The organism is Mesorhizobium sp. M1E.F.Ca.ET.041.01.1.1 (assembly GCF_003997355.1).
GTDB lineage: Bacteria > Pseudomonadota > Alphaproteobacteria > Rhizobiales > Rhizobiaceae > Mesorhizobium.
In genome coordinates this window covers 17,624-42,060 of record NZ_RZSL01000005.1, presented here as the reverse complement: position 1 = coordinate 42,060, position 24,437 = coordinate 17,624, and the positions used below count along the sequence as shown (strand labels likewise).

19 protein-coding genes and 5 pseudogenes are annotated in these 24,437 nt (G+C 59.4%); 18 read left to right on the top strand and 6 right to left on the bottom strand.

From position 1 onward, the window contains the following. Positions 1-624: 624 nt before the first annotated feature. Positions 625-990, top strand: a complete 366-nt coding sequence (locus EOA38_RS40120) for an extracellular solute-binding protein (RefSeq protein WP_245454714.1) — start codon at positions 625-627, stop codon at positions 988-990. 464 nt (positions 991-1,454) lie between these two features. Here EOA38_RS40120 and EOA38_RS01485 read toward each other — a convergent pair whose 3' ends face one another. The 3 genes and pseudogenes from EOA38_RS01485 to EOA38_RS40115 form a co-directional block, all read right to left on the bottom strand. Continuing rightward, complete coding sequence (locus EOA38_RS01485; protein WP_024504270.1) at positions 1,455-2,909, bottom strand: glutamate synthase subunit beta; 1,455 nt, start codon at positions 2,907-2,909, stop codon at positions 1,455-1,457. 41 nt (positions 2,910-2,950) lie between these two features. Next, positions 2,951-3,114 (bottom strand): annotated as a pseudogene (locus EOA38_RS01480) (thioredoxin domain-containing protein); the annotation flags it as partial. 275 nt (positions 3,115-3,389) lie between these two features. Continuing rightward, a pseudogene (locus EOA38_RS40115) lies at positions 3,390-3,575 on the bottom strand (pyridoxal-phosphate dependent enzyme); the annotation flags it as partial. On the opposite strand from EOA38_RS40115, the gene EOA38_RS01470 reads away from it, so the two are divergent. Beyond that, on the top strand, positions 3,490-4,443 hold the full coding sequence (locus tag EOA38_RS01470) for a TauD/TfdA family dioxygenase (RefSeq protein WP_024504271.1): 954 nt from the start codon (positions 3,490-3,492) through the stop codon (positions 4,441-4,443). The pseudogene EOA38_RS40115 and the gene EOA38_RS01470 sit on opposite strands and share 86 nt — an antisense overlap. A gap of 594 nt (positions 4,444-5,037) precedes the next feature. Here EOA38_RS01470 and EOA38_RS38910 read toward each other — a convergent pair. After that, positions 5,038-5,307 (bottom strand): hypothetical protein, encoded by a 270-nt coding sequence (locus EOA38_RS38910; protein ID WP_024504272.1) that lies wholly within the window; start codon positions 5,305-5,307, stop codon positions 5,038-5,040. 993 nt (positions 5,308-6,300) lie between these two features. Here EOA38_RS38910 and EOA38_RS01460 point away from each other — a divergent pair. Further along, positions 6,301-6,447: pseudogene (locus tag EOA38_RS01460) on the top strand (multicopper oxidase domain-containing protein); the annotation flags it as partial. A 104-nt stretch (positions 6,448-6,551) separates the two neighbouring features. Here the strand turns inward: EOA38_RS01460 and EOA38_RS40110 are convergent. Then, positions 6,552-6,677 (bottom strand): annotated as a pseudogene (locus EOA38_RS40110) (LysR family transcriptional regulator); the annotation flags it as partial. 426 nt (positions 6,678-7,103) lie between these two features. Between EOA38_RS40110 and EOA38_RS01455 the strand changes: the two are divergent. The 11 genes from EOA38_RS01455 to EOA38_RS01405 all read left to right on the top strand — a co-directional run bounded on the left by EOA38_RS01455 (position 7,104) and on the right by EOA38_RS01405 (position 19,019). Then, the gene (locus EOA38_RS01455) at positions 7,104-7,385 is read left to right on the top strand and encodes an acyl carrier protein (protein ID WP_126057635.1); all 282 of its coding nucleotides are present in this window, start codon (positions 7,104-7,106) and stop codon (positions 7,383-7,385) included. Further along, entirely contained in the window at positions 7,386-8,594 is a 1,209-nt protein-coding gene (locus EOA38_RS01450; protein WP_127298281.1) for a beta-ketoacyl-[acyl-carrier-protein] synthase family protein, read from the top strand. 853 nt (positions 8,595-9,447) lie between these two features. Beyond that, entirely contained in the window at positions 9,448-10,038 is a 591-nt protein-coding gene (locus EOA38_RS01445) for a NodA family N-acyltransferase (protein WP_024505875.1), read from the top strand. Next, positions 10,035-10,694 (top strand): chitooligosaccharide deacetylase NodB, encoded by a 660-nt coding sequence (nodB, locus tag EOA38_RS01440; RefSeq protein ID WP_126057632.1) that lies wholly within the window; start codon positions 10,035-10,037, stop codon positions 10,692-10,694. The genes EOA38_RS01445 and nodB overlap by 4 nt, the downstream gene beginning before the upstream one ends. Before the next feature lie 15 nt (positions 10,695-10,709). Continuing rightward, the gene (gene nodC, locus EOA38_RS01435) at positions 10,710-12,035 is read left to right on the top strand and encodes a chitooligosaccharide synthase NodC (RefSeq protein WP_032899868.1); all 1,326 of its coding nucleotides are present in this window, start codon (positions 10,710-10,712) and stop codon (positions 12,033-12,035) included. 260 nt (positions 12,036-12,295) lie between these two features. Beyond that, positions 12,296-13,210, top strand: a complete 915-nt coding sequence (gene nodI, locus EOA38_RS01430; protein WP_024505873.1) for a nodulation factor ABC transporter ATP-binding protein NodI — start codon at positions 12,296-12,298, stop codon at positions 13,208-13,210. Positions 13,211-13,213: 3 nt separating this feature from the next. Further along, positions 13,214-14,002, top strand: a complete 789-nt coding sequence (locus EOA38_RS01425) for an ABC transporter permease (protein WP_029356621.1) — start codon at positions 13,214-13,216, stop codon at positions 14,000-14,002. Between the two features lie 289 nt (positions 14,003-14,291). After that, the gene (locus tag EOA38_RS01420) at positions 14,292-15,053 is read left to right on the top strand and encodes a sulfotransferase (protein WP_024505871.1); all 762 of its coding nucleotides are present in this window, start codon (positions 14,292-14,294) and stop codon (positions 15,051-15,053) included. Positions 15,054-15,430: 377 nt separating this feature from the next. Beyond that, positions 15,431-16,717 (top strand): dicarboxylate/amino acid:cation symporter, encoded by a 1,287-nt coding sequence (locus EOA38_RS01415; RefSeq protein WP_126063813.1) that lies wholly within the window; start codon positions 15,431-15,433, stop codon positions 16,715-16,717. A gap of 272 nt (positions 16,718-16,989) precedes the next feature. Then, on the top strand, positions 16,990-18,051 hold the full coding sequence (locus EOA38_RS01410; RefSeq protein ID WP_024505889.1) for a LacI family DNA-binding transcriptional regulator: 1,062 nt from the start codon (positions 16,990-16,992) through the stop codon (positions 18,049-18,051). A gap of 164 nt (positions 18,052-18,215) precedes the next feature. Then, entirely contained in the window at positions 18,216-19,019 is an 804-nt protein-coding gene (locus EOA38_RS01405) for a TIM barrel protein (protein WP_024505888.1), read from the top strand. A 48-nt stretch (positions 19,020-19,067) separates the two neighbouring features. Here EOA38_RS01405 and EOA38_RS01400 read toward each other — a convergent pair whose 3' ends face one another. After that, positions 19,068-19,985, bottom strand: a complete 918-nt coding sequence (locus EOA38_RS01400) for a LysR family transcriptional regulator (RefSeq protein WP_024505887.1) — start codon at positions 19,983-19,985, stop codon at positions 19,068-19,070. A gap of 701 nt (positions 19,986-20,686) precedes the next feature. Here EOA38_RS01400 and EOA38_RS41080 point away from each other — a divergent pair. From EOA38_RS41080 to EOA38_RS01385, 4 genes and pseudogenes are all read left to right on the top strand, one after another. After that, positions 20,687-21,061, top strand: a pseudogene (locus EOA38_RS41080) (IS110 family transposase); the annotation flags it as partial. A 91-nt stretch (positions 21,062-21,152) separates the two neighbouring features. Continuing rightward, positions 21,153-21,677, top strand: coding sequence for a transposase (locus tag EOA38_RS41075; protein ID WP_245265439.1), 525 nt, complete (start codon positions 21,153-21,155; stop codon positions 21,675-21,677). A 1,218-nt stretch (positions 21,678-22,895) separates the two neighbouring features. Further along, complete coding sequence (locus EOA38_RS01390) at positions 22,896-23,177, top strand: acyl carrier protein (protein WP_126057635.1); 282 nt, start codon at positions 22,896-22,898, stop codon at positions 23,175-23,177. After that, complete coding sequence (locus tag EOA38_RS01385) at positions 23,178-24,386, top strand: beta-ketoacyl-[acyl-carrier-protein] synthase family protein (protein WP_127298281.1); 1,209 nt, start codon at positions 23,178-23,180, stop codon at positions 24,384-24,386. Positions 24,387-24,437 lie beyond the last annotated feature (51 nt).

The window sequence follows — 24,437 nt, the reverse complement described above, 5'->3', positions numbered from 1 at the left end:
AGGCAAAGGCCAGCACCACGGAGCAGTATTTCTGGTGGCGATACTACATCGCCTTTAAGTGCCGGTTACCCGTTTTTACCCAGTTGGCCTGGTGCATTCAGAGCGAGGTCGTTGGAAACCGCTTATTGTGGCTATGAGCAAACTCGGGATGGAGGAGTGGACCCAAAAATTGGCAAAATGCCCCAGGGAGGATTACATGGGTCGCTCATTCCCCGTACTCGTTACAGGTGCGCGTCGCTACGCAAACAGCTTGCTTTTGACTTGGCGTTTCTTGCCGTTTCGGCATCGCTCACTAATTCGGCCGCTGCCGACACCGTGAACTGGCGTCAATTCGAAGGGACCAGCATAACTTGGGCCTACGACATCCACCCCTATGCGGATGCTCTCGCTGCGCAACTTTCCGGAGTTCGAGAAGCTGACCCGGCATCAAGGTCACGCCGGAACTCTACCCAGACGATTCTTACTGGAACAAGATGACGATCCAACTGACGACGAAGTCGCCAGCATGGGATGTGTTCGGCACTGGCATTCAGCCCGCGTAGGACCTCGCTCCGAGTGGCGCCTGCTGGACAAATACCTGAGTGATCCGAAGCTTACCGATGCTGGATACGACTACATTCGGACATGATCAAGAAGTGCGCGGCTCCTTCCTTCGCCAATGATAACTGGAACCAGGTCGTGGACGGCATCTCGTCCGGCCGCACCGCGATGACGATCGACTCAAAAATGTTCGGCTTCTGGAACGATGTTGCGGGGAAGCCGGCATCCGGCAAGATCGCCTTCGCTCCGCCGCTGCACGCACCGAGCGCCACGAGCTTGGATTCTGACATCTGGATCTGGGCTCTCGCCATGAACGCGGCTTCCGAAAAGAAGGGCACGGCCTGGCTGTTCATCCCGTGGGCCACCTCCAAGCAGGTGGCGCTCAAGGGTGCCCTTGCTGGCCAGCTCGTCAATCCGCCGCGCACGTCGACCTGGCAGGACGATACCTAGACTAAGTACGCTTCGCAGCCCGAGTTCAACAACTTCGTTGACAGCTTCAAAAAGATACAGGATCAAGCCGCGCTGGCTTTCACACCGCGTGTCGGCTTCGGCGAAGCCATGAACGCATGGGCCGTGGCGATGCAGAAGATGGCAAACGGCGATGACGTCGAGACGACGTTGAGGGCGCTTGCCGAAGAAATCCGCACTGGCCTCTGATCAAAAGGAACAGGGCAGTACTATTGCACTGCCCTGTTCCCGCCAACGGCGGAGATCACGCCGTGTCACCCCAAGCACTTAAACCCAGCGCTGCTTCGCCCGGCCGCGCCGACGATTTTTCTTGGCCGCCAAGGCGGCAGCCTGCGGCCGGGGCCACAACCGAAACGACCACGGCGATCAGTCCGTAAGCTGCCCGGGGCAGCGGAAGGGCGGAAAGCGCCTTCAGGTGGCCGCACAAGTAGGGTCTCGAGACGGACTCAGCGCGGCAGCACGCTCGATCCCATCAGCGCCTCATCGATGGCGCGCGCCGCCTGGCGGCCCTCGCGGATCGCCCAGACGACCAGCGACTGGCCGCGCCGCACGTCGCCCGCCGCATAGAGCTTTTCGACGCTGGTCCTGTAGTCCCGGTCATTGGCCTCGACATTCTTCGAGCGGCGGCTGTCAATGGCGATCTTCATCTGGCCGGCCAGTTCCGACACCGGCCCGCGAGCGGCTGGCCCGGCAAAGCCGATGGCGATGAACGCGAGATCGGCACGAATGACGAATTCGCTGCCGGCGATCGGCTTGCGCTTTTCGTCGACCTCGCAGCATTTGACCCCGGTCAGCTGGCCGTCTTCGCCGATGAACTCGAGCGTCGCCACCTGAAACTCGCGCTCGGCGCCTTCGGCCTGCGAGGACGAGGTGCGCATCTTGGTCGCCCAGTAGGGCCAGACCGAAAGCTTGTCTTCCTTTTCCGGCGGCTGCGGACGGATGTCGAGCTGGGTGACGCGGACCGCGCCCTGGCGGAAGGCGGTGCCGACGCAGTCGGACGCGGTATCGCCGCCGCCGACGACGACCACATGCTGGCCGCCGGCGAGGATCGGATGCGACGGCCACGCCACCGACTGGATCGGTTCGCCGCCGACACGCCTGTTCTGCTGCACCAGATAGGGCATCGCGTCATGCACGCCGCCGAGATCGTCGCCGGGAATGCCGGCCGCGCGCGGCGTTTCGGAACCGCCGCAATAAAGCACCGCGTCATGTTCGGCGAGCAGCTCGGCAACCGGCTTGTCGACGCCGACATTGACGCCGCAATGGAAGGTGACGCCCTCGCCCTGCATCTGCTCGATGCGCCGGTCGATATAGTGCTTCTCGATCTTGAAGTCGGGAATGCCGTAACGCATCAGCCCGCCGGGCCGGCTCTCGCGCTCATAGACATGGACGTCGTGGCCGGCGCGGCCGAGCTGCTGGGCAGCCGACATGCCGGCCGGGCCGGAGCCGATGACGGCGACGCGCTTGCCGGTCTTCTTCTCCGGCGGATAGGGCCTGATATGGCCGGTCTCGTAAGCCTTGTCGGCGATCGCCTGCTCGACCGTCTTGATGGCGACGGGAATGTCCTCGAGGTTCAGCGTGCAGGCTTCCTCGCAAGGTGCGGGGCAGATGCGGCCGGTGAATTCCGGGAAATTGTTGGTCGAATGCAGGTTGCGGATCGCATTGTCCCAGTCGCCATTGTAGACGAGGTCGTTCCAGTCCGGGATCTGGTTGTGGATGGGACAGCCCGTTGGCCCGTGGCAGAACGGAATGCCGCAATCCATGCAGCGCGCGGCCTGTTTCTCGACCTCCTTGTCCGACATCGGCAGCGTGAATTCACGGAAATGCCGGATGCGGTCGGAGGCCGGCTGGTACTTGTGCACCTGCCGGTCGATTTCGAGAAAGCCTGTTACCTTGCCCATAGTCCAGCTCCTGCTGTCCAGATGGCGCGCCTGGCGACGCCCTGCAGCTGGATCAGATGGGGCATCCCGTCCACACATGGGCCGCACCAAGTTGCCCAAAATTCGACTATGTACACTTGCCGGGCTCAAAGCTCGTGAGGGGCTCGCCATGCAGCCAGTTCTCGACTCTAATCGAAGGAGCCGGGGACTCCATCTGCAATACCACGTTGCGGTCCAAAGCTATTTCCAAAGGTTTCTGCACGAGCTGGTTTCCTCTCAGAGACGGCACACGGGTTCAGGGAGGAGCGCATCGCTCGTCTTGCCCCATTAAGTGCAGTCACAGTCACTCAGTCTCAAAAGCCATGCCAACGCGCTCAGCGCGCAGTTAGCGCCCATTGCTTCGAAAAACCTCGTCAGTGCCCAGATGTTGGTTGTAATGAACCTGACATTTGTCTGACGCTGTCAGCTTTTGGACACGCGATCACGCGCTTCGTGCCGCCAGGCCAGGCCGAGCCCTGTGTTGCCAGCGGTCGCTTCGATGATTGTACCGCCCGGCGCGAGCTGGCCACGCTGTTCGGCATTAACGATCATCGACAACGCAATGCGATCCTTGATCGATCCGCCGGGATTTTGGCTTTCGAGCTTGACGAAGAGAATTCCTGACTCCGACGTTGTACCGCTGACCAGCCGTGTTGGAGCTGAAATCAGAGGAGTTCGCCTTGGTGGAGACCTTTCGGACGCAGCGATAGCAGCCATCAACCAGCTTCTTCTAAAACACAAGGTGATCTTCTTCCGCGGCCAGGAGCATCTCGACGATGCGGAGCAGGAATTGTTCGCGCGGCGTCTGGGTAACCTTGTACCTCATCCCACGCAGGGGCCGGCAGCCGGCACGGCCTCAATCCTCAATCTCGATTCCGGCCGTGGCGGTGGCAGGGCAGACCAGTGGCATACCGATGTGACTTTCGTCGATGCCTATCCGAAATTCTCGGTCCTACGTGGCGTCGTCATTCCGGCGGCGGGGGGCGACACGATCTGGTCCAACACGCACGCCGCGTACGAGAATCTGCCGGCGCCGCTCAAAATATTGGCGGACAATCTGTGGGCTATTCATAGCAATGCCTACGACTACGCAGCCGTGCGCCCGCGCGCCACAGCCGAAGAGAAGAAGCACTTCGAGGAAGTTTTCACATCGACGATCTACGAGACCGAGCATCCGGTCGTGCGCGTCCATCCGGAAACCGGGGAGAAGTCGCTGCTGCTCGGCAATTTCGTGCAGCGCCTCGTCGGCCTTTCCAAGAGCGATTCCGCCAAACTCTACGAGGTGTTCCAGTCCTACGTCACTGCCCCGGAAAATACCGTGCGGTGGCGCTGGCAAGTAGGCGACGTCGCTATCTGGGACAACCGTGCTAACCAGCATTATGCGGTCAACGACTATGGCGACCAGCACCGGGTTGTGCGTCGCGCTACGGTTGACGGTGACGTTCCGATCGGCGTCGACGGTCGCCGCAGTATAACCCATGTCAAGGCAGCCAAGCCGGCGGCGAAGGCAGCCTGACCGTCTGAACAGGGTAAAGATGAAAACTTCGTATCGCCGCGGCCATATCGCGCTGCTTAACCGCCCCACAAAGCCTTATGATTTCCGAGAAGCAAGGCGAGTTGCGGGCTCGAGGCTTGGCCCGAAATCGAGGTCCTGCAGCGTGGCGCATGGCTCGAGTCGCTGCTCGTGGCCCCGCTGCAGCGGTACAGGTCCCCCACCGCCCCACCATCTCGCCCGCCCTGCACCTCGGATAGCGATCATTCACCGTTTGTTCATTATGATAGCGCACGATCATAACTGGACATGCTGGTAGCTCGTACATGCCTGAAGGCCCTGCGCGCCGACCCAGCGCCGGGGCCTTTTTACTTCCGCAAAATCGATTCCAGCAACGCGGGCACTTCGCAGGATGTCGGAATCCCGCGCTTGCGATGATACGCCGTACAGCGAATTGCGCGAGTCAAACGAATTTGGGTTTCTCAAATATAGAATCGTCGATACCGATCCTGATGGATCGAGCCTCGACGACGAAGTCAACCATCTTCAAACGGAATTATTCAACATTGCCGAGAGCTCCCGGTGTGCCGTCGAAGCCGACATTGGGGAGGTCAGCGGTCACCAACGATCATGGTGATCGCCAGCATCTTTCGTATTCACATAACCGTCGGCCTTGTACTTTCCCGAGGCCATGACATGAGTGGGTCTTCCAAGCACCGATTTGGCCCGGTAGGATTTGCAGGGGGCGCGGACAAGCGGATGAACAAACGGAATGATGCCGGAAAACTGCGCGCGCCTGCTGGGATTTAGCCGACCGTCGATAGGAACATAGCCCTGGTCGACGGCTTTCTGAAGGGCAAGAGTTTCGCCGACCTGGCTCAGGAACATGGCTTGTCGACAACGAGGGTGCGCCAAATCATCGAGAAGGCCGATCGGCTCGTGGGCGGCGCATTCAGACCAAGACTGAAACGTCCAACGCCTCGCCTCGGTCCGATTTCATGGTCGACTATCCCTATGTGTGCAAATGGCCGAGAAGCACCGGCTGGGTAGCGTCACGCCGCATCATTCTTTGCGGAGCTGGAGCGCGCGGGATCGCTGGAGCGGCTGGTGAAAGCGGTTGCCGGGGCGCACAACACGTGAGCTGGCGCCTCGTGTGGCAAAAGGAGAGGGCGAGAGCCCATGGCCTGCAATGAAGCGATCAAGCATTGCGATCGTGGAACCAAGCTAGTCGACCATCCGGACCGCGGCCTTCAATGCCAGCTCGCCTTGGAATCGGCCTTCCAGGAATTGGCTGAGCGCGCAGCGGAATCCGGCTGGACCGAGGAGATAGCCACGCGCTCCTCGAACTCGCCGGCGCGCGCCTCAGGAGCGACTCCGCCAATGACAGACTGAGAGGACGATTAATCGTGCCAGGGCAACGAGAGAGCGGCAGGTTCAAGAAGCTTCGCCTGAACCGATAGGAACGTCGCTGCGCCAATAAAATTGGCGGTGAAGGCTGACCGCGGCCGAGTCGGGCAAGCGAGCGAAGTGCTGAAATAAGGGCGTGAGAATCCAAGACATCGTTTGTAGAGAGCATCGAGCTTCGCGAGATTGTGGTACAGGATCGACCGCAGGTGTTCTCGCAGCGCTCGCAGAACCCGGGATTCTTCCGCGGCACCCGCCAAGGCGAAGAACGGTCAGAGTTGCACGATAACGTTTAAAAGCGAGCCTTCCTCCGAAAGTCTGCGCGCGCAGTTCCACGGTCCGATGCGCTTTCATAGCTATTCCAATCGCCGCGCCCATCCTCTCCCGGATCAGGTCCAGCGGGTCTGCAGTGCATGCGCCCCCAAAGTGGACGCCATTGGGCCGGGTGAACCGGGCTCGATTGCGCGCCGAAGGCCCGTTCCAGGCCCGGAAATCCGGGTCCGTCAGGGCGAGCGCGTGCGGGTCGAGGTAGAGAACGGCCTTGCCGAGAAAACGACCGTGCACTGGCATCGCGTGCGTGTGCCACATGCCATGGATGGCGTGCCTCACCTCACGCAGAAGCCCGCGAAAAGGCAACGGAAGATCTAGCATTTATGGGGGAAATGTTTTTTCGGAGTGCTTGACCCGCAGGAAGGGCAGGGCATGACTGCCTATCGCCCGACCCGGCCGGCCGCACTCATGACCGGCTGGGCTCGGTTAATCCTGCATGCCGCGCCCATGAGGTTGCGCTCTGTCGGGAGTGCGTCGAGCACAACGACGAGATGTAGTTCACGATCTTTGAAACGCGTGGTCAACTATCCAAAGTGTGGATGCCTTTCATCGAAACAAACGATTTCATCAATGTTCTGGAATCCTGCATGGGCAGTAGCACCTGACGCACACCGATGCCCCCACTGCCTCATGGCGTGGCGAGCGTCTTAAGAAACCGCCCGAAAGGAGATTTTTCATGCGCTCTACCGGGCAGTGGAGTGCTGGGAAAGGGAGTTGCAACTGACCGGGTCCGACTTCTTCCGAGCCTTTGGACAGACTGGGAGACGCGCACGGTGTAGCGGCTCACATCGTCATACTGCACCTACGCCACACACCGGCCGGACCTGATCCGGCTTTATGAGCATTGGGCTTTGTCAGTTGCCCAAGCGTGATGGCTTTCGCGACGCGGCGCGCCTCAGGAACTGAGCCGCGTCCAGGTCGAAACGCGGGAAAGAAAGACAGGAAACAGAATGGCCGATCAATTCGCAACGGACGTCATTGCCCTGATCAAGAAACGCGCCGAGTCGGAGAGCGGTGAGGGAATGCCTACGTCATTCGTCGGCGAGATAACAATCGCCACGGAACTGGACGCGCTCGGGTTTGATTCGCTGGGTTTGGCGGACGTCCTCTGGGATGTGGAGCAGGCCTACGGCATCAAGATCGACATGAACACGGCCGATGCCTGGTCCAATCTCAAGAATGTCGGCGACGTCGTGGAAGCCGTCCGCGGCTTGCTTGCGAAGGAGGCTTGAATGGACAGGCGCGTCGTTATCACCGGAGTGGGCGGCCTGTGCGGACTGGGCACCGACGCCGCCTCTATGTGGAAAGAGATGCGCGAAGGCCGCTCCGCCATCGGCCCGATCGCCAATTCCGAGCTTCATGACCTGGAGGGCATGACCGGCGCTGAGATCAAGGCGCTGCCCCAGCACGACATCAATCGCAAGCAGTTCGTCTCCATGGCCCGCTTCAGCTTGCTCGCCGTGCTTGCAGCGCGCGAAGCCATGCGGCAGGCCGGACTTTCCTGCGACGAGGGGAATGCCCATCGCTTCGGCGCGACAGTGGGCGTCGGCGGCTTGGGCTGGGATGTGATGGAGGAAACTTACCGGGCCCTCCTTTTGGACGGCGCGAGGCGAGTTGGCATCCTCGCTGTACCCAAAACGATGCCAAGCGCCGCCGCCGGCCAGGTGAGCTTGAGCCTCGGCTTGCGCGGGCCGGTCTTCGGGGTGACCTCCGCATGTGCCTCGGCCAACCATGCGATCGCCTCGGCGGTGGACCAGATCAAGCTGGGCCGGGCCGACGTAATGGTTTCCGGAGGCAGCGACGCACCCTTCGCATGGGGCGTGCTGAAAGCATGGGAAGCAATGCGCGTGCTTTCACCCGATACCTGCCGGCCCTTCTCCGCCGATAGGAAGGGCCTGGTGCTGGGCGAGGGTGCGGGCATGGCCGTGCTGGAAAGCTACGAGCATGCCACGAGGCGTGGTGCCGCAATTCTTGCCGAGATCGCCGGCGTCGGCCTTTCCGCCGATGCCTTCCACATTGCCGCGCCATCTGTCGAGGGGCCAGCGTCGGCGATGCGCGCCTGCCTTGCCGATGCCGGGCTGAATGCCGAGGACGTCGACTACCTCAACGCGCACGGCACCGGTACCAAAAGCAATGATCAGACTGAAACGGCGGCGATCAAGCGTGTGTTTGGAAACCACGCTTATTCGATGTCCATCTCTTCCACCAAGTCCACGCACGCGCATTGCCTCGGCGCAGCGAGCGCGCTTGAAATGATCGCCTGCGTGATGGCAATCCAAGAGGACGTCGTGCCGCCGACCGCCAACTATCGCGAGCCAGATCCCGCTTGCGACCTCGACATCACACCCAATGTGCCGCGCGAGCGCAAGGTGCGCGTCGCCATGAGCAACGCCTTCGCCATGGGCGGTACGAACGCAGTTCTGGCATTCAGGCAGGTGTAGAAGCCATGCAAGACGCCTCATTTGAGGTCACCTGTCGTATCTAGCTGCTTGCCGGACCACTATGTGAAGCGAGCGCTATTGGCTGCCTCTGCGATGCGGGAATTGGCAGCGGACGTCTCACGATCAAACAGGCATCTGCTTGTAGAATTCTTTTAATCGTGAAGCGGCGCGAGTGCGCTATCCGTTGAGGTGAGCAAGGCCGGCGCCCTGGGTGAGCGCTGGTGTCGGGTGGTGGAAAGTACAGGGGGAGCTGTGTGGCCCCCTCTTTCTCGGCCTCGACGATGTGCGAAGGAGCCTGTGCGGCGAACGGGCCGACGCCCCAGGCTCAGAACCTGGGCGAACCTAACTCCCGCCAAAGGACAGCCCAGAGCTGGATACACGAAAGAGATACTGAACCCGCGAATCAGATTCTGATCAATCGTCGTGTCTGAGCTCCGCTCGGCTCTTACGGAGATAATCGCGCGGCCCGGCAACGGCCGCGCGTGCCGCGGGCGTGAGCTTTGCGCTTCGTCAGAAGTGCCTCGAGCGTGACGACGATAATTGACCAGCCATATGGAACGCATTCGCCCAGTTATCCAAAGCGTGGATACCTTTCATCTAAACAAAGGATTTTACCGTTTTTGCTGCAGGTCCCATAGAGGCGCTTCAAGTTGGAAAGATAGGTAGTTCCCATGGTTGCGTTGGATCCGAGGAGCATCATCTGGTGTGCGGGGCGCACAAAGTCAGTCGCATCTGCATTACGGCTTGGTCTTTCGGCGGTCTCCACAAGTTACGCCCCGTTGGTGCGATGCCAATTATTTAACCAATGCTTGGACATTTATCTCAACCAGACAGCTCCAAGGTGAGGTCTTCCATGCGCCCGAATGTCGATTGGAAGTTGTGCTGGGAAAATGAGCTGCAACTGGCCGACCATGTCGAACTCTCCGACTTTTTTCGAAAGACCTATGGACGGACTGGCGCCTTCAACGCGGAGCCATTCGAAGGCGGCCGCAGTTGGGCCGGCGCGAGGCCGGAATTCCGCGCAATCGGCTACGACGCGCATGGGGTAGCGGCTCACATCGGCATGCTGCGGCGCTTCATCAAAGTTGGCGAGGTCGACTTGATCGTCGCTGAATTGGGCCTGTACGCGGTTCGTCCGGATCTTGAAGGGCTCGGAATCGGTTTTTCGATGCGCGTGGCGTACCCAGTGCTCCATCAGTTGGGTGTTCCATTCGCTTTCGGCACGGTTCGGCACGCGCTGCGAAACCATGTCGAAAGATTCTGCAGAGCCGGCCTCGCGAACATTGTGTCGGGCGTTCGCGTACGATCGACCCGTCCAGATGTGCATCCCGACCTGCCGCCCACGCGCCTGGAAGACGTACTCGTGTTGGTTTCGCCGATCGGACGCTCGATGGACGAGTGGCCGTCCGGTACCCTGATCGACCGGAACGGTCCGGAACTATGAAGCCTCTGGACTACATATGCGAAGGGCAGAGTGACAATGCCGATGGCACTGCAGAGCGCAGCGTCTATCTGACGTTTGACGATGGTCCCAATTCATTTTTCACACCGCAGATACTCAATGTGCTGGCGCAACATCAGGTGACGGCGACCTTCTTCGTTGTTGGGGCCTACGCGGCCGACGAGCCGGAACTCGTTCGCCGAATTATTACAGACGGGCACGGTATAGCCAACCACACGATGACTCATCCGGACCTGGCCAAATGCGGGTCCGTCGAAGTCGACTGCCAGATAGTTGAGGCAAACAGAGTCATAGGGATGGCTTGCCCGCAGGCCATGGTTCGGTACTTTCGTGCACCGTATGGCATCTGGACCGAAGAAGTAATCGCTGCATCAGCGGGTGCGGCATTGGCGCCCGTCCATTGGTCCATTGATCCACGCGACTGGTCTCGCCCCGGCGTTGACGCCATCGTCGACAGAGTGCTCGCCGATATCCGGCCGGGCGCAATCGTGCTGTTGCACGACGGGTGCGCTCCCGACGAATTGCAACCAGGCAATCAAGCCAGTCTGCGCGACCAGACGGTGACAGCGTTGTCACGCCTAATTCCAGAATTGCACGGCCGCGGATTTGTAATCCGATCACTTCCTCAACACCCCTGAACAAACAGAGATCCTATGGACCTTCTCACCACAGCCAGTACTGTTGCCGTTTCGTCTTATGCGGTGCTCTCGACTGTTTACAGAGGCATGCAAGCGGTCTACTCCCAACCGGAAAATGTTACGCCGCCGTCGGAAAGCTTGTTCGGATCCGACCGTTGGCCGAGCGTGGATGTCATTATCCCCTGCTACAATGAGGACCCGCGCACACTCGCGGCGTGTTTAGCTTCCATTGCAAATCAAGATTACGCCGGAACATTTCAGGTCTATCTGGTTGACGACGGTTCTGGAAATCGTAATGCCGTCATCCCGGTACATCACGCCTACGAGGGCGACCCGAGATTCAATTTCATTCTGCTCCGCGAGAATGTTGGCAAACGCAAGGCGCAGATCGCCGCCATCCGCCGCTCATCTGGAGATTTCGTGCTCAGCGTCGACTCTGACACGACACTTGCGTCCGACGTCATCACAAAGCTTGCAGTAAAAATGCGGGATTCCATGGTCGGAGCGGCCATGGGCCAGCTGACGGCATACAACCGCAGCGACACTTGGTTGACCCGATTGATCGATATGGAATACTGGCTGGCTTGCAATGAGGAGCGCGCGGCGCAAGGTCGCTTTGGTGCGGTCATGTGCTGCTGCGGCCCATGTGCAATGTACCGCCGGTCTTGTCTCCTTTCTCTGCTGGATCAATACGAGACGCAGCTGTTCAGGGGGAAACCAAGCGACTTCGGTGAAGACCGTCATCTTACGATCCTCATGCTGAAAGCAGGCTTTCGAACCGAGTACGTTCCAGGTGCCGTCGCGGCGACAGTCGTTCCGGACAAGATGGGACCTTATTTGCGCCAACAACTCCGCTGGGCACGAAGCACCTTCCGGGACACGATGCTTGCGCGAGGTCTACTGCGTGGCCTGGATCGCTATCTAACTTTGGATGTGATGGGAGAGAATCTCGGCCCATTGTTGCTCGGCATCGCGGTAGTAACGGCGCTCGGTGAGCTACTATTTTCACATACAGTAAATTGGTGGACGGTGCTGGCTATTGTCACGATGACCATAATCAGATCTACGGTGTTATCTTTCCGCACTCGGCAGCTTCGATTCATCGGCTATTCAATGCACGCGTTAATCAGGATATTCCTGTTGATCCCCTTGAAGGCTTACGCCCTGTGTACATTGAGCAATAGCGATTGGCTGTCGCGTAAAAGTGTTCCCCTGCCCAACAGGAGCACAAAGGAAATCACAAGCGCGATGCCGCTTGCCGGAGCAAATGCTGCGGGCAATTCTGGAATTGCGGAGTCACTTCATACTGCAGATCTTTCGCTCACAGCTGGTGAAGTCTGACGGCCTTGCAGCGCCGAGTGACCGAGTAAGTTGTGTCAGTCGACACGGGGTGAAGCTTTCGAGTTACCTATGGTCAGAACGGGAACTATCTGGAAGCGACACGTGGCATCTTGACGTTATTCTTTGGCGGAAGCGATACACGCGTCGCTCCGGCCGCGACTTTCCAAAGGTGCCATCTCAAGGCGGTGGCCTGCTCTGAACCAGAATTCGCAAGTAAGCTGCCGGTGGCCAATCGGACTCATTCCGCTTGAGATAGACGCATGTCCAATGTAGCAATCGACCTTACCGGCGTAACCAAATTATTCGGAAACAAGCTCGTTGTGGACGGGCTGTCCTTCACCGTTGCATCGGGAGAGTGCTTCGGTCTGCTGGGGCCGAACGGCGCAGGCAAGAGCACGATTGCGCGTATGCTCCTCGGTATGACCCGGCCTGACGCGGGTGATATAACAGTCCTCGGTCTACCAGTGCCGGCACGCAGCCGCTTGGCCCGCAAGGGCATAGGCGTGGTCCCGCAGTTCGACAATCTCGACCTGGAATTTACGGTACGCGAGAACCTGTTGGTGTTCGGGCGCTACTTCGGCATGAGTACAAGAGAGATCAACGCCGTCATCCCACGGCTCCTCGAGTTCGCTCGCCTTGAGAGCAAGGCGGATTCACGTGTCGGCCTGCTATCCGGCGGGATGAAGCGGCGCCTGACGCTGGCACGTGCTCTGATCAACGACCCCCAGTTGCTTGTGATGGATGAGCCCACGACCGGCCTCGACCCGCATGCCCGCCATCTGATCTGGGAGCGACTTCGTTTCCTGCTGGCGAGCGGAAAAACGATCATTTTGACCACCCATTTCATGGAAGAGGCTGAGCGGCTTTGTGATCGGCTGTGTGTTCTCGAGCGGGGACGCAAGATCGCCGAGGGCAGTCCTCATGCGCTGATCGACGAGTACATTGGGTGCAACGTGATCGAGATCTTCGGCGGCAATCCACAGGAGCTGATTTCGCTGATCAGACCGTACGTTCAGCGTGTCGAGGTAAGCGGCGAGACGCTCTTTTGCTATGCGCCTGAGCCGGAGGATGTGCGCATCCAGCTTCGCGGTCGAGCGGGTCTGCGTATTCTAGAGCGTCCACCCAGTCTGGAGGACGTTTTCTTGAGGTTAACCGGACGTGAGATGGAGAAGTGAGCAATGGGTGAACGTTTTGCGGCCGCTCTACCCGCCAACGCCTGGAACTGGATCGCGGTGTGGCGCCGCAATCATCTGGCATGGAAGAAGGTGGCATTTGCTTCAATGCTCGGCACCCTTGCTGATCCGATGATTTACCTTTTCGGGCTCGGCACTGGCCTTGGACTGTTGGTAGGCCGCATCGAAGGTGCATCCTACATCGCCTTTCTGGCAGCCGGCATGGTTGCGACGAGCGCGATGACAGCATCAACCTTCGAAACAATTTACGCGGTTTTCGGTCGAATGCGCGATCAGGGCACTTGGGAAGCAATCCTGCACACACAACTTACCCTCGGCGACATCGTTCTCGGTGAATTGACCTGGGCAGCCACAAAGGCCTTTCTGGCCGGTACGACAATTGCGATTGTTGCCGCCGCGCTAGGTTATGCCGCGTGGACGTCGGTTCTCTACGTGCTGCCGGTCATCGCTCTCACCGGGTTCGCCTTTGCGAGCCTGGCCATGCTCGTCATCGCGCTCGCGCCCAGTTATCACTATTTTATTTTCTATCAGACGCTTGTCATCACACCCATGCTGTTCCTTTCGGGCGCGGTTTTTCCAGTCGGCCAATTGCCAGGAGTGTTTCAGCAGATTGCGGCCTTCTCGCCGCTGGCGAATTCTATCGATCTAATCCGTCCGGTGATGCTCGGCCGCCTGGGCGACAATGTAGGGCTGCATATAGGCGCACTTTGCATGTTCGCTGTATTGCCTTTTTTTCTGTCGGCTGGACTGTTTCATCGACGACTAATGCGTTGACGCTTACCTACGCCCATCAACGAGAAGGAGGTCCGCAATGCCGGATTGCAAACTGCCCCCAGCGGCCCGGAGGCATGCGTGTGCCAGGAATCGCGAGTGGTACAACAACGCCGAAGCCGGGCGCCACCCAGCCGCTGCAGGCACGCGCCCATCTTCGCGACCACACCTCGGAGTACAGGCTGGGTGGTGAGGCGCGCGGACCCACCCGGAGCGTTCAAGCGATAGCAGCCAAGCTTCTTGTGCGCGTCCCCAGACCGTCGCGGCCATTATTTAGTTGGATACACATGCAATGACCCACAACGAACCAACTCCTGAGCCTTTTGTGATCCTTGCTATGCCAAGGACCGGAACACACTATTTAGAAGAATTGCTAAACGAGCATCCGACCGTTCTGAGTAACGGTGAGTTGCTAAACGAATATGATCCCAATTGGCCCAGCACGGATCGCCTGCTAGGCACGGATCGCGAGCTTCTTGAGCTTGCCTATGTGCGCTGCCCTATGCGCGACTACAAGAATGTGACGCATCTTGGCTGCAAGATCAATGAACCTCAGTTTCGCGAGCGTCCAGCATTCTTTGCGGAATTAGCTCGTTGGCCAGCACTCAAGGTCATCCTCGTTGTTCGCCGAAACGTATTGGAATCGCTCCGATCCTTTGTGCAGGCCAGGGAAAGCGGTCAGTGGCTGAAGTTCAGCTCGGACAACGATACCGCTCGGCCACCGAGCGTCAGGTTGTCAATCGCCGACTGTGAGGCTTATTTCAAAGCCGCCGACGATTTTCACGCTCGCGTTATGGACTCCTTCACGTCGACCAACCTGCTTGTAATGGAATACGAGAGCCTACTTCACGAACCTGCCCAATGCTTGGGAGCGGTTTGGGATTTCCTGGGCGTTCCAGCGCTTGAGCCATCAGATAACGCCATCTTGCAGCGCCAGGAAACGCGACCGCTTGATCAAACGGTGGAGAACTTTGACGAGTTGCGGATTCACTTCGCACGCGGACCTTATTCAAGATTTTTTGACCTCGGAGATTCAATGCGCTCCTACGCTTAATCGCTTGTACCGCGTGCTCTGATGGGCGTGTAGGATATCCTGCAGTTTGCGCGCATTCCGTTCCAAAACTGACAAACCAAAGTCACCAAGGCAACCGGCAGTCGATCTGCGGCGAACATCAAAGGGCACGGGCGCAAGGCGACCTGGTCAATTCCCTCTCTGATGAAGCACTTCCTCAGACGCGATCTTTGGCGAGCCTCGAGTGCAGAATTCCGGCAAGGTGGAGGGTTCCAGTGCGCAACTGCACCAATCTCGCTGGACGGGACAGGCGTCCAGTTGGCACGGCGCTTGCTCCGAGATGACAGCAGCGCTCGACCGGAGCGCAGCATGGGAGAAGGAGGAGCCCCCACCCCGATCCGGTCAGGGAGAGAGAAACGATGTTGGTTCCAAGAGTCCCCCGCGCGATCGCAGCGCCCCGCAAGCGCCATTTTGCCCGGACCTACGTGCAGGTACTTGCCGCCATGGTCCTTGGAGCCGCAATTGGCTACCTCTATCCGGAAACCGGCCAAAGCCTGAAGCCGCTCGGCGATGCCTTCATCAAAGTCATCAAGATGATTATCGCACCTGTCATCTTCCTGACAATTGCGACCGGCATTGCCGGCATGAGCGATCTGCAGAAGGTCGGCCGAGTTGCCGCCAAGGCGATGGTTTATTTCCTTACCTTCTCGACGCTTGCACTCGTTGTCGGGCTGATTGTCGCGAATATCGTTCAGCCTGGCGCCGGCCTCAACATCGATCCGGCCTCGCTCGATGTCGAAGCCGTTAAGGGCTATGTGGCCACGGCTCACGAGCAGTCCGTGACCAGCTTCCTGATGAACATCATCCCGTCAACGATTGCCAGTGCCTTCGCGGAAGGCGACATCCTGCAAGTCTTGTTCTTCTCGGTCTTGTTCGGCATTGCTCTGGCGATGACCGGAGAGACGAGCAGGCCGGTCGTTACCTTTCTCCAGGCGCTCACCGCCCCCATTTTTAAGCTCGTCGGCATTCTGATGAAGGCTGCACCCATCGGCGCCTTCGGCGCTATGGCCTTTACGATCGGCAAATACGGAATCGGTTCGGTGGCCAACCTCGCGATACTGGTCGCGACGTTCTATCTGACCGCCTTCCTCTTCGTGTTCGGGGTTCTCGGCGTGGTCTGCCGCTGCAACGGCTTCTCGATCTTTTCTCTTGTCCGCTACATCAAGGACGAGCTGCTGCTTGTCCTGGCAACGTCCTCCTCGGAGGCCGCGCTGCCCTCGCTCATGGAGAAGATGGAGAAGGCCGGCGCCGCGCGTTCGGTCGTAAGTCTCGTCATCCCTACTGGATACTCATTCAATCTGGACGGCACCAATATCTACATGACGATCGCCGCCCTCTTCATCGCGCAGGCGACGAACACAGATTTGTCAATTGCCGATCAGATCCTCCTGCTGCTAATTGCGATGCTTTCCTCGAAGGGTGCGGCAGGCGTCACCGGCGCCGGCTTCATCACATTGGCCGCTACTCTGTCTGTCGTGCCGAGTGTTCCCGTTGCCGGAATGGCTCTAATTCTTGGCGTGGACCGCTTCATGTCGGAATGCCGCGCGCTGACGAATTTAGTCGGTAATGCGGTGGCATCGCTCGTTGTCGCTCGCTGGGAAGGCGAATTGGACCAGTCCCGGATGGAAGCCGCTTTCCGCGGTTAGGGTTACATCAAACGGGCTCCCCGCAAGCAAGCAATAGCGCGACGTGTAAGTCACGGCCTTCACAGCAGTCGAATTGCCGGCCTCCAAAGAGCGCTGGAAATAGTGTACTAACGCGGAGAGTAATACAACACCATGAAGCCCCTAAGCAAACGAACGGTTCACGGAAACTCATCTGGGTCCGCATGGAGCGCTGTTCGTCGAATGCGTTATCAACCGTGGGGTGTGGTAACTATTTCAGCTTGCCGCCCCAAGCCGTCGCGGGATCGCACCGGATGACGGAGGACCGGCCGATCAGAATCGCTAGGGGAAAGCGCGTCACAATTGCCGATCTCGCCCGCGAAGCCGGAGTCAGCGTAGCAACAGTCGATCGGGTTCTGAACGTCCGCCTTCCGGTGCGAGAGGAGACCGCCCAGCGGGTCCATGCGGCCGCGCACGCGATCGGCTATCATGCTGCCGGTCTCATCAAACAGCGCTTGCAGCAGCACCTGCCGCACTACAAGCTGGGCTTCATCTTGAGAAAACCTGCCCACGATTTTTACCAAGATTTCGCTCGCAATATTGAAGAGTCGGTCAGTATGGCTAAATCCTTCCACGGCCTTCCGATCATCGAGTTCGCGCAGTCACATTTGCCGCGTGACCTGCTCCCGCTTCTTAAGGACCTTGGAAGCCGCTGCCAGGCGATCGCCATGGTGGCGGCCGATCACCCGAAAATCACAGCATCAGTCGAGGAGCTCAAGGCGAAAGGTATCCCGGTATTTTCGCTGTTATCCGACTTCGCCGATGGCGTGCGCGAGGGCTACATCGGCCTCAACAACAGCAAGGTCGGACGGACTGCCGCTTGGGTGTTTTCCAAGGCCGCAAAACGGCCCGGCAAGGTGGCGGTGTTTGTCGGAAGCCATCGCTTCCAGGCGCATGCGACGCGGGAAACGGCCTTTCGTGCCTATTTTCGTGAGAACGCGCCCAAATTCGAGGTGCTTGATCCGCTCGTGAACCTTGATGAACGGCAGCTCACTTACGAAAAATTGCTGGATCTTATGCAGCGGGAACCAGAGCTCGTCGGCTTCTATATGGCCGGCGGGGGTATAGAGGGAGCAATTTCCGCGCTCCGAGAAGAGGGGAGCGGTCAGGATCTCGTCGCGATCGTGAGTGAAATGACGCCGCAGTCACGTGGGGCGCTTGCGGATGACATCTTGACGATGGCGGTCGGCACGCCAATGCGCCGACTTTGCCAGGAGCTGATAATGGCAATGGAGCGGGCCATCAAAGCCGGCGTCGCGGAGAGCCCGGGGCAGACATTTCTGCCGTTCGACATTTATCTTCCGGAAAATATTTGACCTTGATGGATTTCTATCATGAGCGCCCATTTTCCTTTCACCGATGAAAGGAAAGCTCGATTGACTCGGCCGTCTCTGTCCGATCTGTGAACCGGCGTGGTTCCGTCTTGAAAGAAGCCGGATGCCGAAATGGCAGCCGCGCTTCATGGAAGGAAAGTCAAGCAATGCGCCAGGTATCGCCCCGCTTTGCACTCGATCACATGGCGGCGCCCCGCCTTGACGTCAGTGCGCTTTTCGCGCTTGCCCGTGACCAAGGCCTGACCGACGTCCAAATCCGTTACCCTCATTTCAGCAATCCTGTCGCACGCGGCATTCCGGCTGCGGACGTTCGGTTTGCCGCTACCGAAGCGGGCGTCACGATCATCTCTGTCAACGCCTTGCAGCGGTTCAACGACTGGACTCCAACGCGTCAGGCCGAGGCAAGCAACCTCGCCGATTATGCGACGGCGTGCGGGGCAGAGACGCTCGTGTTGGTGCCGGCCAACCGCAGCTCGTGGCCCACCAATAGCGAGCGCCAGGACAATCTTCGTTTCGCTCTAAACGAGATCAAGCCAATCCTCCAGTCGCGGGGTCTGATCGGTCTCATCGAGCCGCTGGGTTTCCGAACCTGCTCGCTTCGATCAAAGAAGGAAGCGGCCGAGGCCGTTGCCGCGGTTGATGGCCAGTCCGTCTTTCGCCTCGTGCACGACACGTTCCACCACACCCTGGCCGGGGAGACATGCCTGTTCTGCGAGCTTACCGGCCTGGTGCACATTTCAAGCGTAAACGACCCGACCTTCTGGATTTACCCCGATCGCTTTCTTGCAGGTTCCGACAATGGCAGCCAGATTCAGGCGCTGCTGGATGGCGGCTACGCGGGACCTTTCTCGTTCGAGCTGATCGAGGAAGTCCATTCTCTGGACGATCTCGCAGGCGCACTTGCCGCCAGCATCGACTTTATCCGGCGAGGGCTATTGTCGTCAAAGTAGATGGTGACAGGTGTAGTGACTATAGGTGCGCCTGAATTTTCCGAGGGTTCACAGCGGGGCAGCCATCCGAGATGCCTCCTGTATCATTATCTCCCGCATCCAGATGCTTGCCGGATCGCTATTGTGGAGGGCCGGCCATTGGAGGGTCTCGGTGAATGTGGGAAATGGCAGCGGAAGTTCGATAACCCGCAGGGGGAACGTTTTTTCGAAATGCCTGACCAGCCGTAAGGGCATGGTCGCTATACGAGCTGTGCCGGACACCATAGGTGGAATCATGCTGAAGCCCTGCACGGCGACCTCGACACGTCTCTTAAGGCCATGCTCAAGCAAAAACCATTCCTCGATAGACGGCTTCATCGTACGCCCGAACCTGACCGCGACGTGCCTCATCGACATGTATCTCTCGAATGTAAGCTGCTGTGGCAGCTGCTTGTTTGTGGGACAGCCTACGCACACGAGCTTCTCGTCAAACAGCGCAATGCTTGAATGCACACTCGACGTGAACATATCCGGTAGAATTAGAAAATCGACGTCACCGCGCCGGAGAAGCTCATCGGGGCTATCGTCGACAGGCAGCAGTTCGAAGCTGACGGCGGGGGCTTCCCGTGAAATACGCTCCACAAGCTTTTCGAAAAACACGAGCGTGACGAAATCGGAAAGAATGATCCTGAAGAGGCGATCGGCTCGAGCTGGGTCAAACGGATCCGAAGAAATAATCGAGCACTGGATGTGCTGGAGAGCGTCGCGAACTGCGGGGGCAAATGCTGCCGCACGCGGGGTTAGAAATCGTTCGCGACCTCTTATCGTAAACAGTTCATCGCGGAAATAATCGCGCAGTCGGGCGACGGCCGCACTCATGGCGGGCTGACTCAGGTTGATCCTGCGTGCCGCCGCCGAGAGATTACGCTCCGTCAGGAGTGCGTCGAGCACAACGAGGAGATTTAGATCAAGTCCTTTGAAACGCATGTCATCAGCCATCCATGGGATGGATGCCTTTAACCGAAACAAACGACTTTAACAATTTAGCATTCTTGCAATCTTTTGTCGCAAAAAGTTTATGATGGATGACGTTAAGGTCCGACATATGAGCCGCGTGATCTGCCGAAGCGAGCAATCGTTCGTACTGTGCAGGTCAGAGATTGGCAGTTTGAAACGCCGGGCCGATGGCGCCGGGCTATCAACCAGCGTCTTCGGCGGCCCCGACCTAGCTGGGCGTGGAATCTAATAGGGTGCACCTTTCCAGTCCGAGGCGACTGATGGGCGGTTTGATCCTAAGCTGCCGTGAGGCCTGTGCCAATTGTATCGGCGAGCCAATGCAGCAGTCCGGCAGCGTTTTTGAGAGCTGTTGTAGGCTCGGCCTAAGCCCATTGGCGCAAGCCTATCTGAACGAAGCGCTTGGCCTTGCCGCTATCCGGTATGTGATCTGTGGTGTCTTCTCGTCCTGCTGTTCTTGTTTTGGAACGCCCTTATGGTGAGCCCATCCGGGACGTGGGGCACCGGGAGCACAAAGGTGCAGGCAGGCCGTCAATAGACCGTGGGCTGAGAGCCCGAGCTCGTTACATGGCCGCCCCTGGCGACTTTCCCGGATGCGCTGCGAGCGCGGATCAGTAGATGTCGTGTTGCCCGCCAGCTCCCGTCTTTGACCGAGCCAAGAAGGAGGAACGGGCATGCTTATCATCGGACTGGATATTCACCGCGCCTTCGCCGAAGCAGTGGCATGGGAGGAGGGCAGGCTCAGGCGACTCGGCCGCGTCGACATGCGGCGCGATCTGCTGGCGGCGTTCGCCGCGAAGCTGTCGCCGAACGATGTCGGGGTGATCGAGGCCACCGGCAGCGCGACGTCCGCTGCAGCTGTGATTGCGCCGCATGTGAAGAAGGTGGGGATCGCCAAGCCGAAACAGGTGTTTATCGTTGCCTATGCCAAGATCAAAACGACGATCGACGCCGACGTTCTTGCGCAGCTCTATGCCAGCGGCTTCTTGCCAGAAGTCTGGATTGCGGACGAGCCGACGCAGGCTCTGCGTCGACAGGTGACACGGCGCAATCAGATTGTCCGACAGAGATCTCGATTGAAGAGCGTCATCCAGTCGATCCTTCATAGCCACCTGATCCGTCCTGCCCGCATGCCGACCTGTGCGGCGCCAAGGGTCGGACCTGGTAATCGAGCAGGTCGTACCGCAGGACGAGCGCCTCGCGATCGATGGGCATCTGCGCGAGTTCGACCGATTGGGCGAAGACCTCCAGGTCATCGAACGCGATCTTGTCCGCTCGGCTCTCGAGGATGAAGGCGTGAAGCGGCTGATGACCATTCCCGGCGTCGACATCACCGTCGCGCTGGCGATGAAGGGCGGCGATCGGCGACGTGTCGCGCTTCGACGATCCGCAGAAGCTCGTGACCTATCTCGGGTTGAACCCAAGCGTCCAGCAGTCCGGCCAGGTCCGGCCTACCATGGGCGGATCACCAAGCAGGGCCGTGGTCATGCGCGCGGCATGCTCGTCGAGGCGGCCTGGGCGGCCGCTCGTGCTCCCGGACCGTTGCGAGCCTTCTCCCTGCGGCGTGCGAGCCCGGCGCGGACAGCATGTCGCGGCCGTGGCAACCGCACGCAAACTCTCTGTCGTGATCTGTCATCTGTTGAGAAGGGCGAGAGTTACGCGTAGGCTCGACCCTCCCTGCATGCCAAGAAGCTTGCGCGATGTGGAACTCAAGGCCGGGAGCAAGGCTGTGCGCGGCCAAAAGGGAGCGCACGCCTACAACATAAAGAGCCACCGGGAAGAAGAGCGCCGCTGGGTGGAGCAGGCCGAGGGCGCCTATGCACGCCTCGTCGCCGGTTGGAACCCACGAGGTCCGAAGAGGGTAGGCACGGATGCCGCAAACCGGGCGCCCAGCTTGGCATAAGGGCTACGTGGCCTCAGGAAGCGTCGTCGCCAATGCAGACCATGGACGAATTCCCAGCCGATGCCGAGATGCCGGTCGACCGTGCCTGTCGCCGTCCGGTGATGCGATGCCCCCGAGCGGATGAGTTCGCCCCGGATGCTCCCGGTCACGACGCACGGGTTCGGGTTCCAAGGCGCTCAGTTTTGTTCGCGCCCAATCGGTGTAGGACGCGGCAGAAAATACGAGCGTGACGAAATCGGGAAGAATGATCCTGAAGCGGCGATTCGGTAGAGCCGGGTCAAACTATCCGACGAAATAAACGAGCACTGGATGGGCGGGAGAGCGTCGCGAACTGGAGGGCAAGAGCTCCCGGACGCAGCGTTAAGTTTGAATACCTCCGCGGACATGGTCGCGAGCTTATCGCGCAAATAATCGAGCAGCCGAGCGCCGGCCGCACTCATGACCGGCTGGGCTCGGTTAATCCTGCATGCCGCGCCCATGAGGTTGCGCTCTGTCGGGAGTGCGTCGAGCACAACGACGAGATGTAGTTCACGATCTTTGAAACGCGTGGTCAACTATCCAAAGTGTGGATGCCTTTCATCGAAACAAACGATTTCATCAATGTTCTGGAATCCTGCATGGGCAGAAGCACCTGACGCACACCGATGCCCCCACTGCCTCATGGCGTGGCGAGCGTCTTAAGAAACCGCCCGAAAGGAGATTTTTCATGCGCTCTACCGGGCAGTGGAGTGCTGGGAAAGGGAGTTGCAACTGACCGGGTCCGACTTCTTCCGAGCCTATGGACAGACTGGGAGACGCGCACGGTGTAGCGGCTCACATCGTCATACTGCACCTACGCCACACACCGGCCGGACCTGATCCGGCTTTATGAGCATTGGGCTTTGTCAGTTGCCCAAGCGTGATGGCTTTCGCGACGCGGCGCGCCTCAGGAACTGAGCCGCGTCCAGGTCGAAACGCGGGAAAGAAAGACAGGAAACAGAATGGCCGATCAATTCGCAACGGACGTCATTGCCCTGATCAAGAAACGCGCCGAGTCGGAGAGCGGTGAGGGAATGCCTACGTCATTCGTCGGCGAGATAACAATCGCCACGGAACTGGACGCGCTCGGGTTTGATTCGCTGGGTTTGGCGGACGTCCTCTGGGATGTGGAGCAGGCCTACGGCATCAAGATCGACATGAACACGGCCGATGCCTGGTCCAATCTCAAGAATGTCGGCGACGTCGTGGAAGCCGTCCGCGGCTTGCTTGCGAAGGAGGCTTGAATGGACAGGCGCGTCGTTATCACCGGAGTGGGCGGCCTGTGCGGACTGGGCACCGACGCCGCCTCTATGTGGAAAGAGATGCGCGAAGGCCGCTCCGCCATCGGCCCGATCGCCAATTCCGAGCTTCATGACCTGGAGGGCATGACCGGCGCTGAGATCAAGGCGCTGCCCCAGCACGACATCAATCGCAAGCAGTTCGTCTCCATGGCCCGCTTCAGCTTGCTCGCCGTGCTTGCAGCGCGCGAAGCCATGCGGCAGGCCGGACTTTCCTGCGACGAGGGGAATGCCCATCGCTTCGGCGCGACAGTGGGCGTCGGCGGCTTGGGCTGGGATGTGATGGAGGAAACTTACCGGGCCCTCCTTTTGGACGGCGCGAGGCGAGTTGGCATCCTCGCTGTACCCAAAACGATGCCAAGCGCCGCCGCCGGCCAGGTGAGCTTGAGCCTCGGCTTGCGCGGGCCGGTCTTCGGGGTGACCTCCGCATGTGCCTCGGCCAACCATGCGATCGCCTCGGCGGTGGACCAGATCAAGCTGGGCCGGGCCGACGTAATGGTTTCCGGAGGCAGCGACGCACCCTTCGCATGGGGCGTGCTGAAAGCATGGGAAGCAATGCGCGTGCTTTCACCCGATACCTGCCGGCCCTTCTCCGCCGATAGGAAGGGCCTGGTGCTGGGCGAGGGTGCGGGCATGGCCGTGCTGGAAAGCTACGAGCATGCCACGAGGCGTGGTGCCGCAATTCTTGCCGAGATCGCCGGCGTCGGCCTTTCCGCCGATGCCTTCCACATTGCCGCGCCATCTGTCGAGGGGCCAGCGTCGGCGATGCGCGCCTGCCTTGCCGATGCCGGGCTGAATGCCGAGGACGTCGACTACCTCAACGCGCACGGCACCGGTACCAAAAGCAATGATCAGACTGAAACGGCGGCGATCAAGCGTGTGTTTGGAAACCACGCTTATTCGATGTCCATCTCTTCCACCAAGTCCACGCACGCGCATTGCCTCGGCGCAGCGAGCGCGCTTGAAATGATCGCCTGCGTGATGGCAATCCAAGAGGACGTCGTGCCGCCGACCGCCAACTATCGCGAGCCAGATCCCGCTTGCGACCTCGACATCACACCCAATGTGCCGCGCGAGCGCAAGGTGCGCGTCGCCATGAGCAACGCCTTCGCCATGGGCGGTACGAACGCAGTTCTGGCATTCAGGCAGGTGTAGAAGCCATGCAAGACGCCTCATTTGAGGTCACCTGTCGTATCTAGCTGCTTG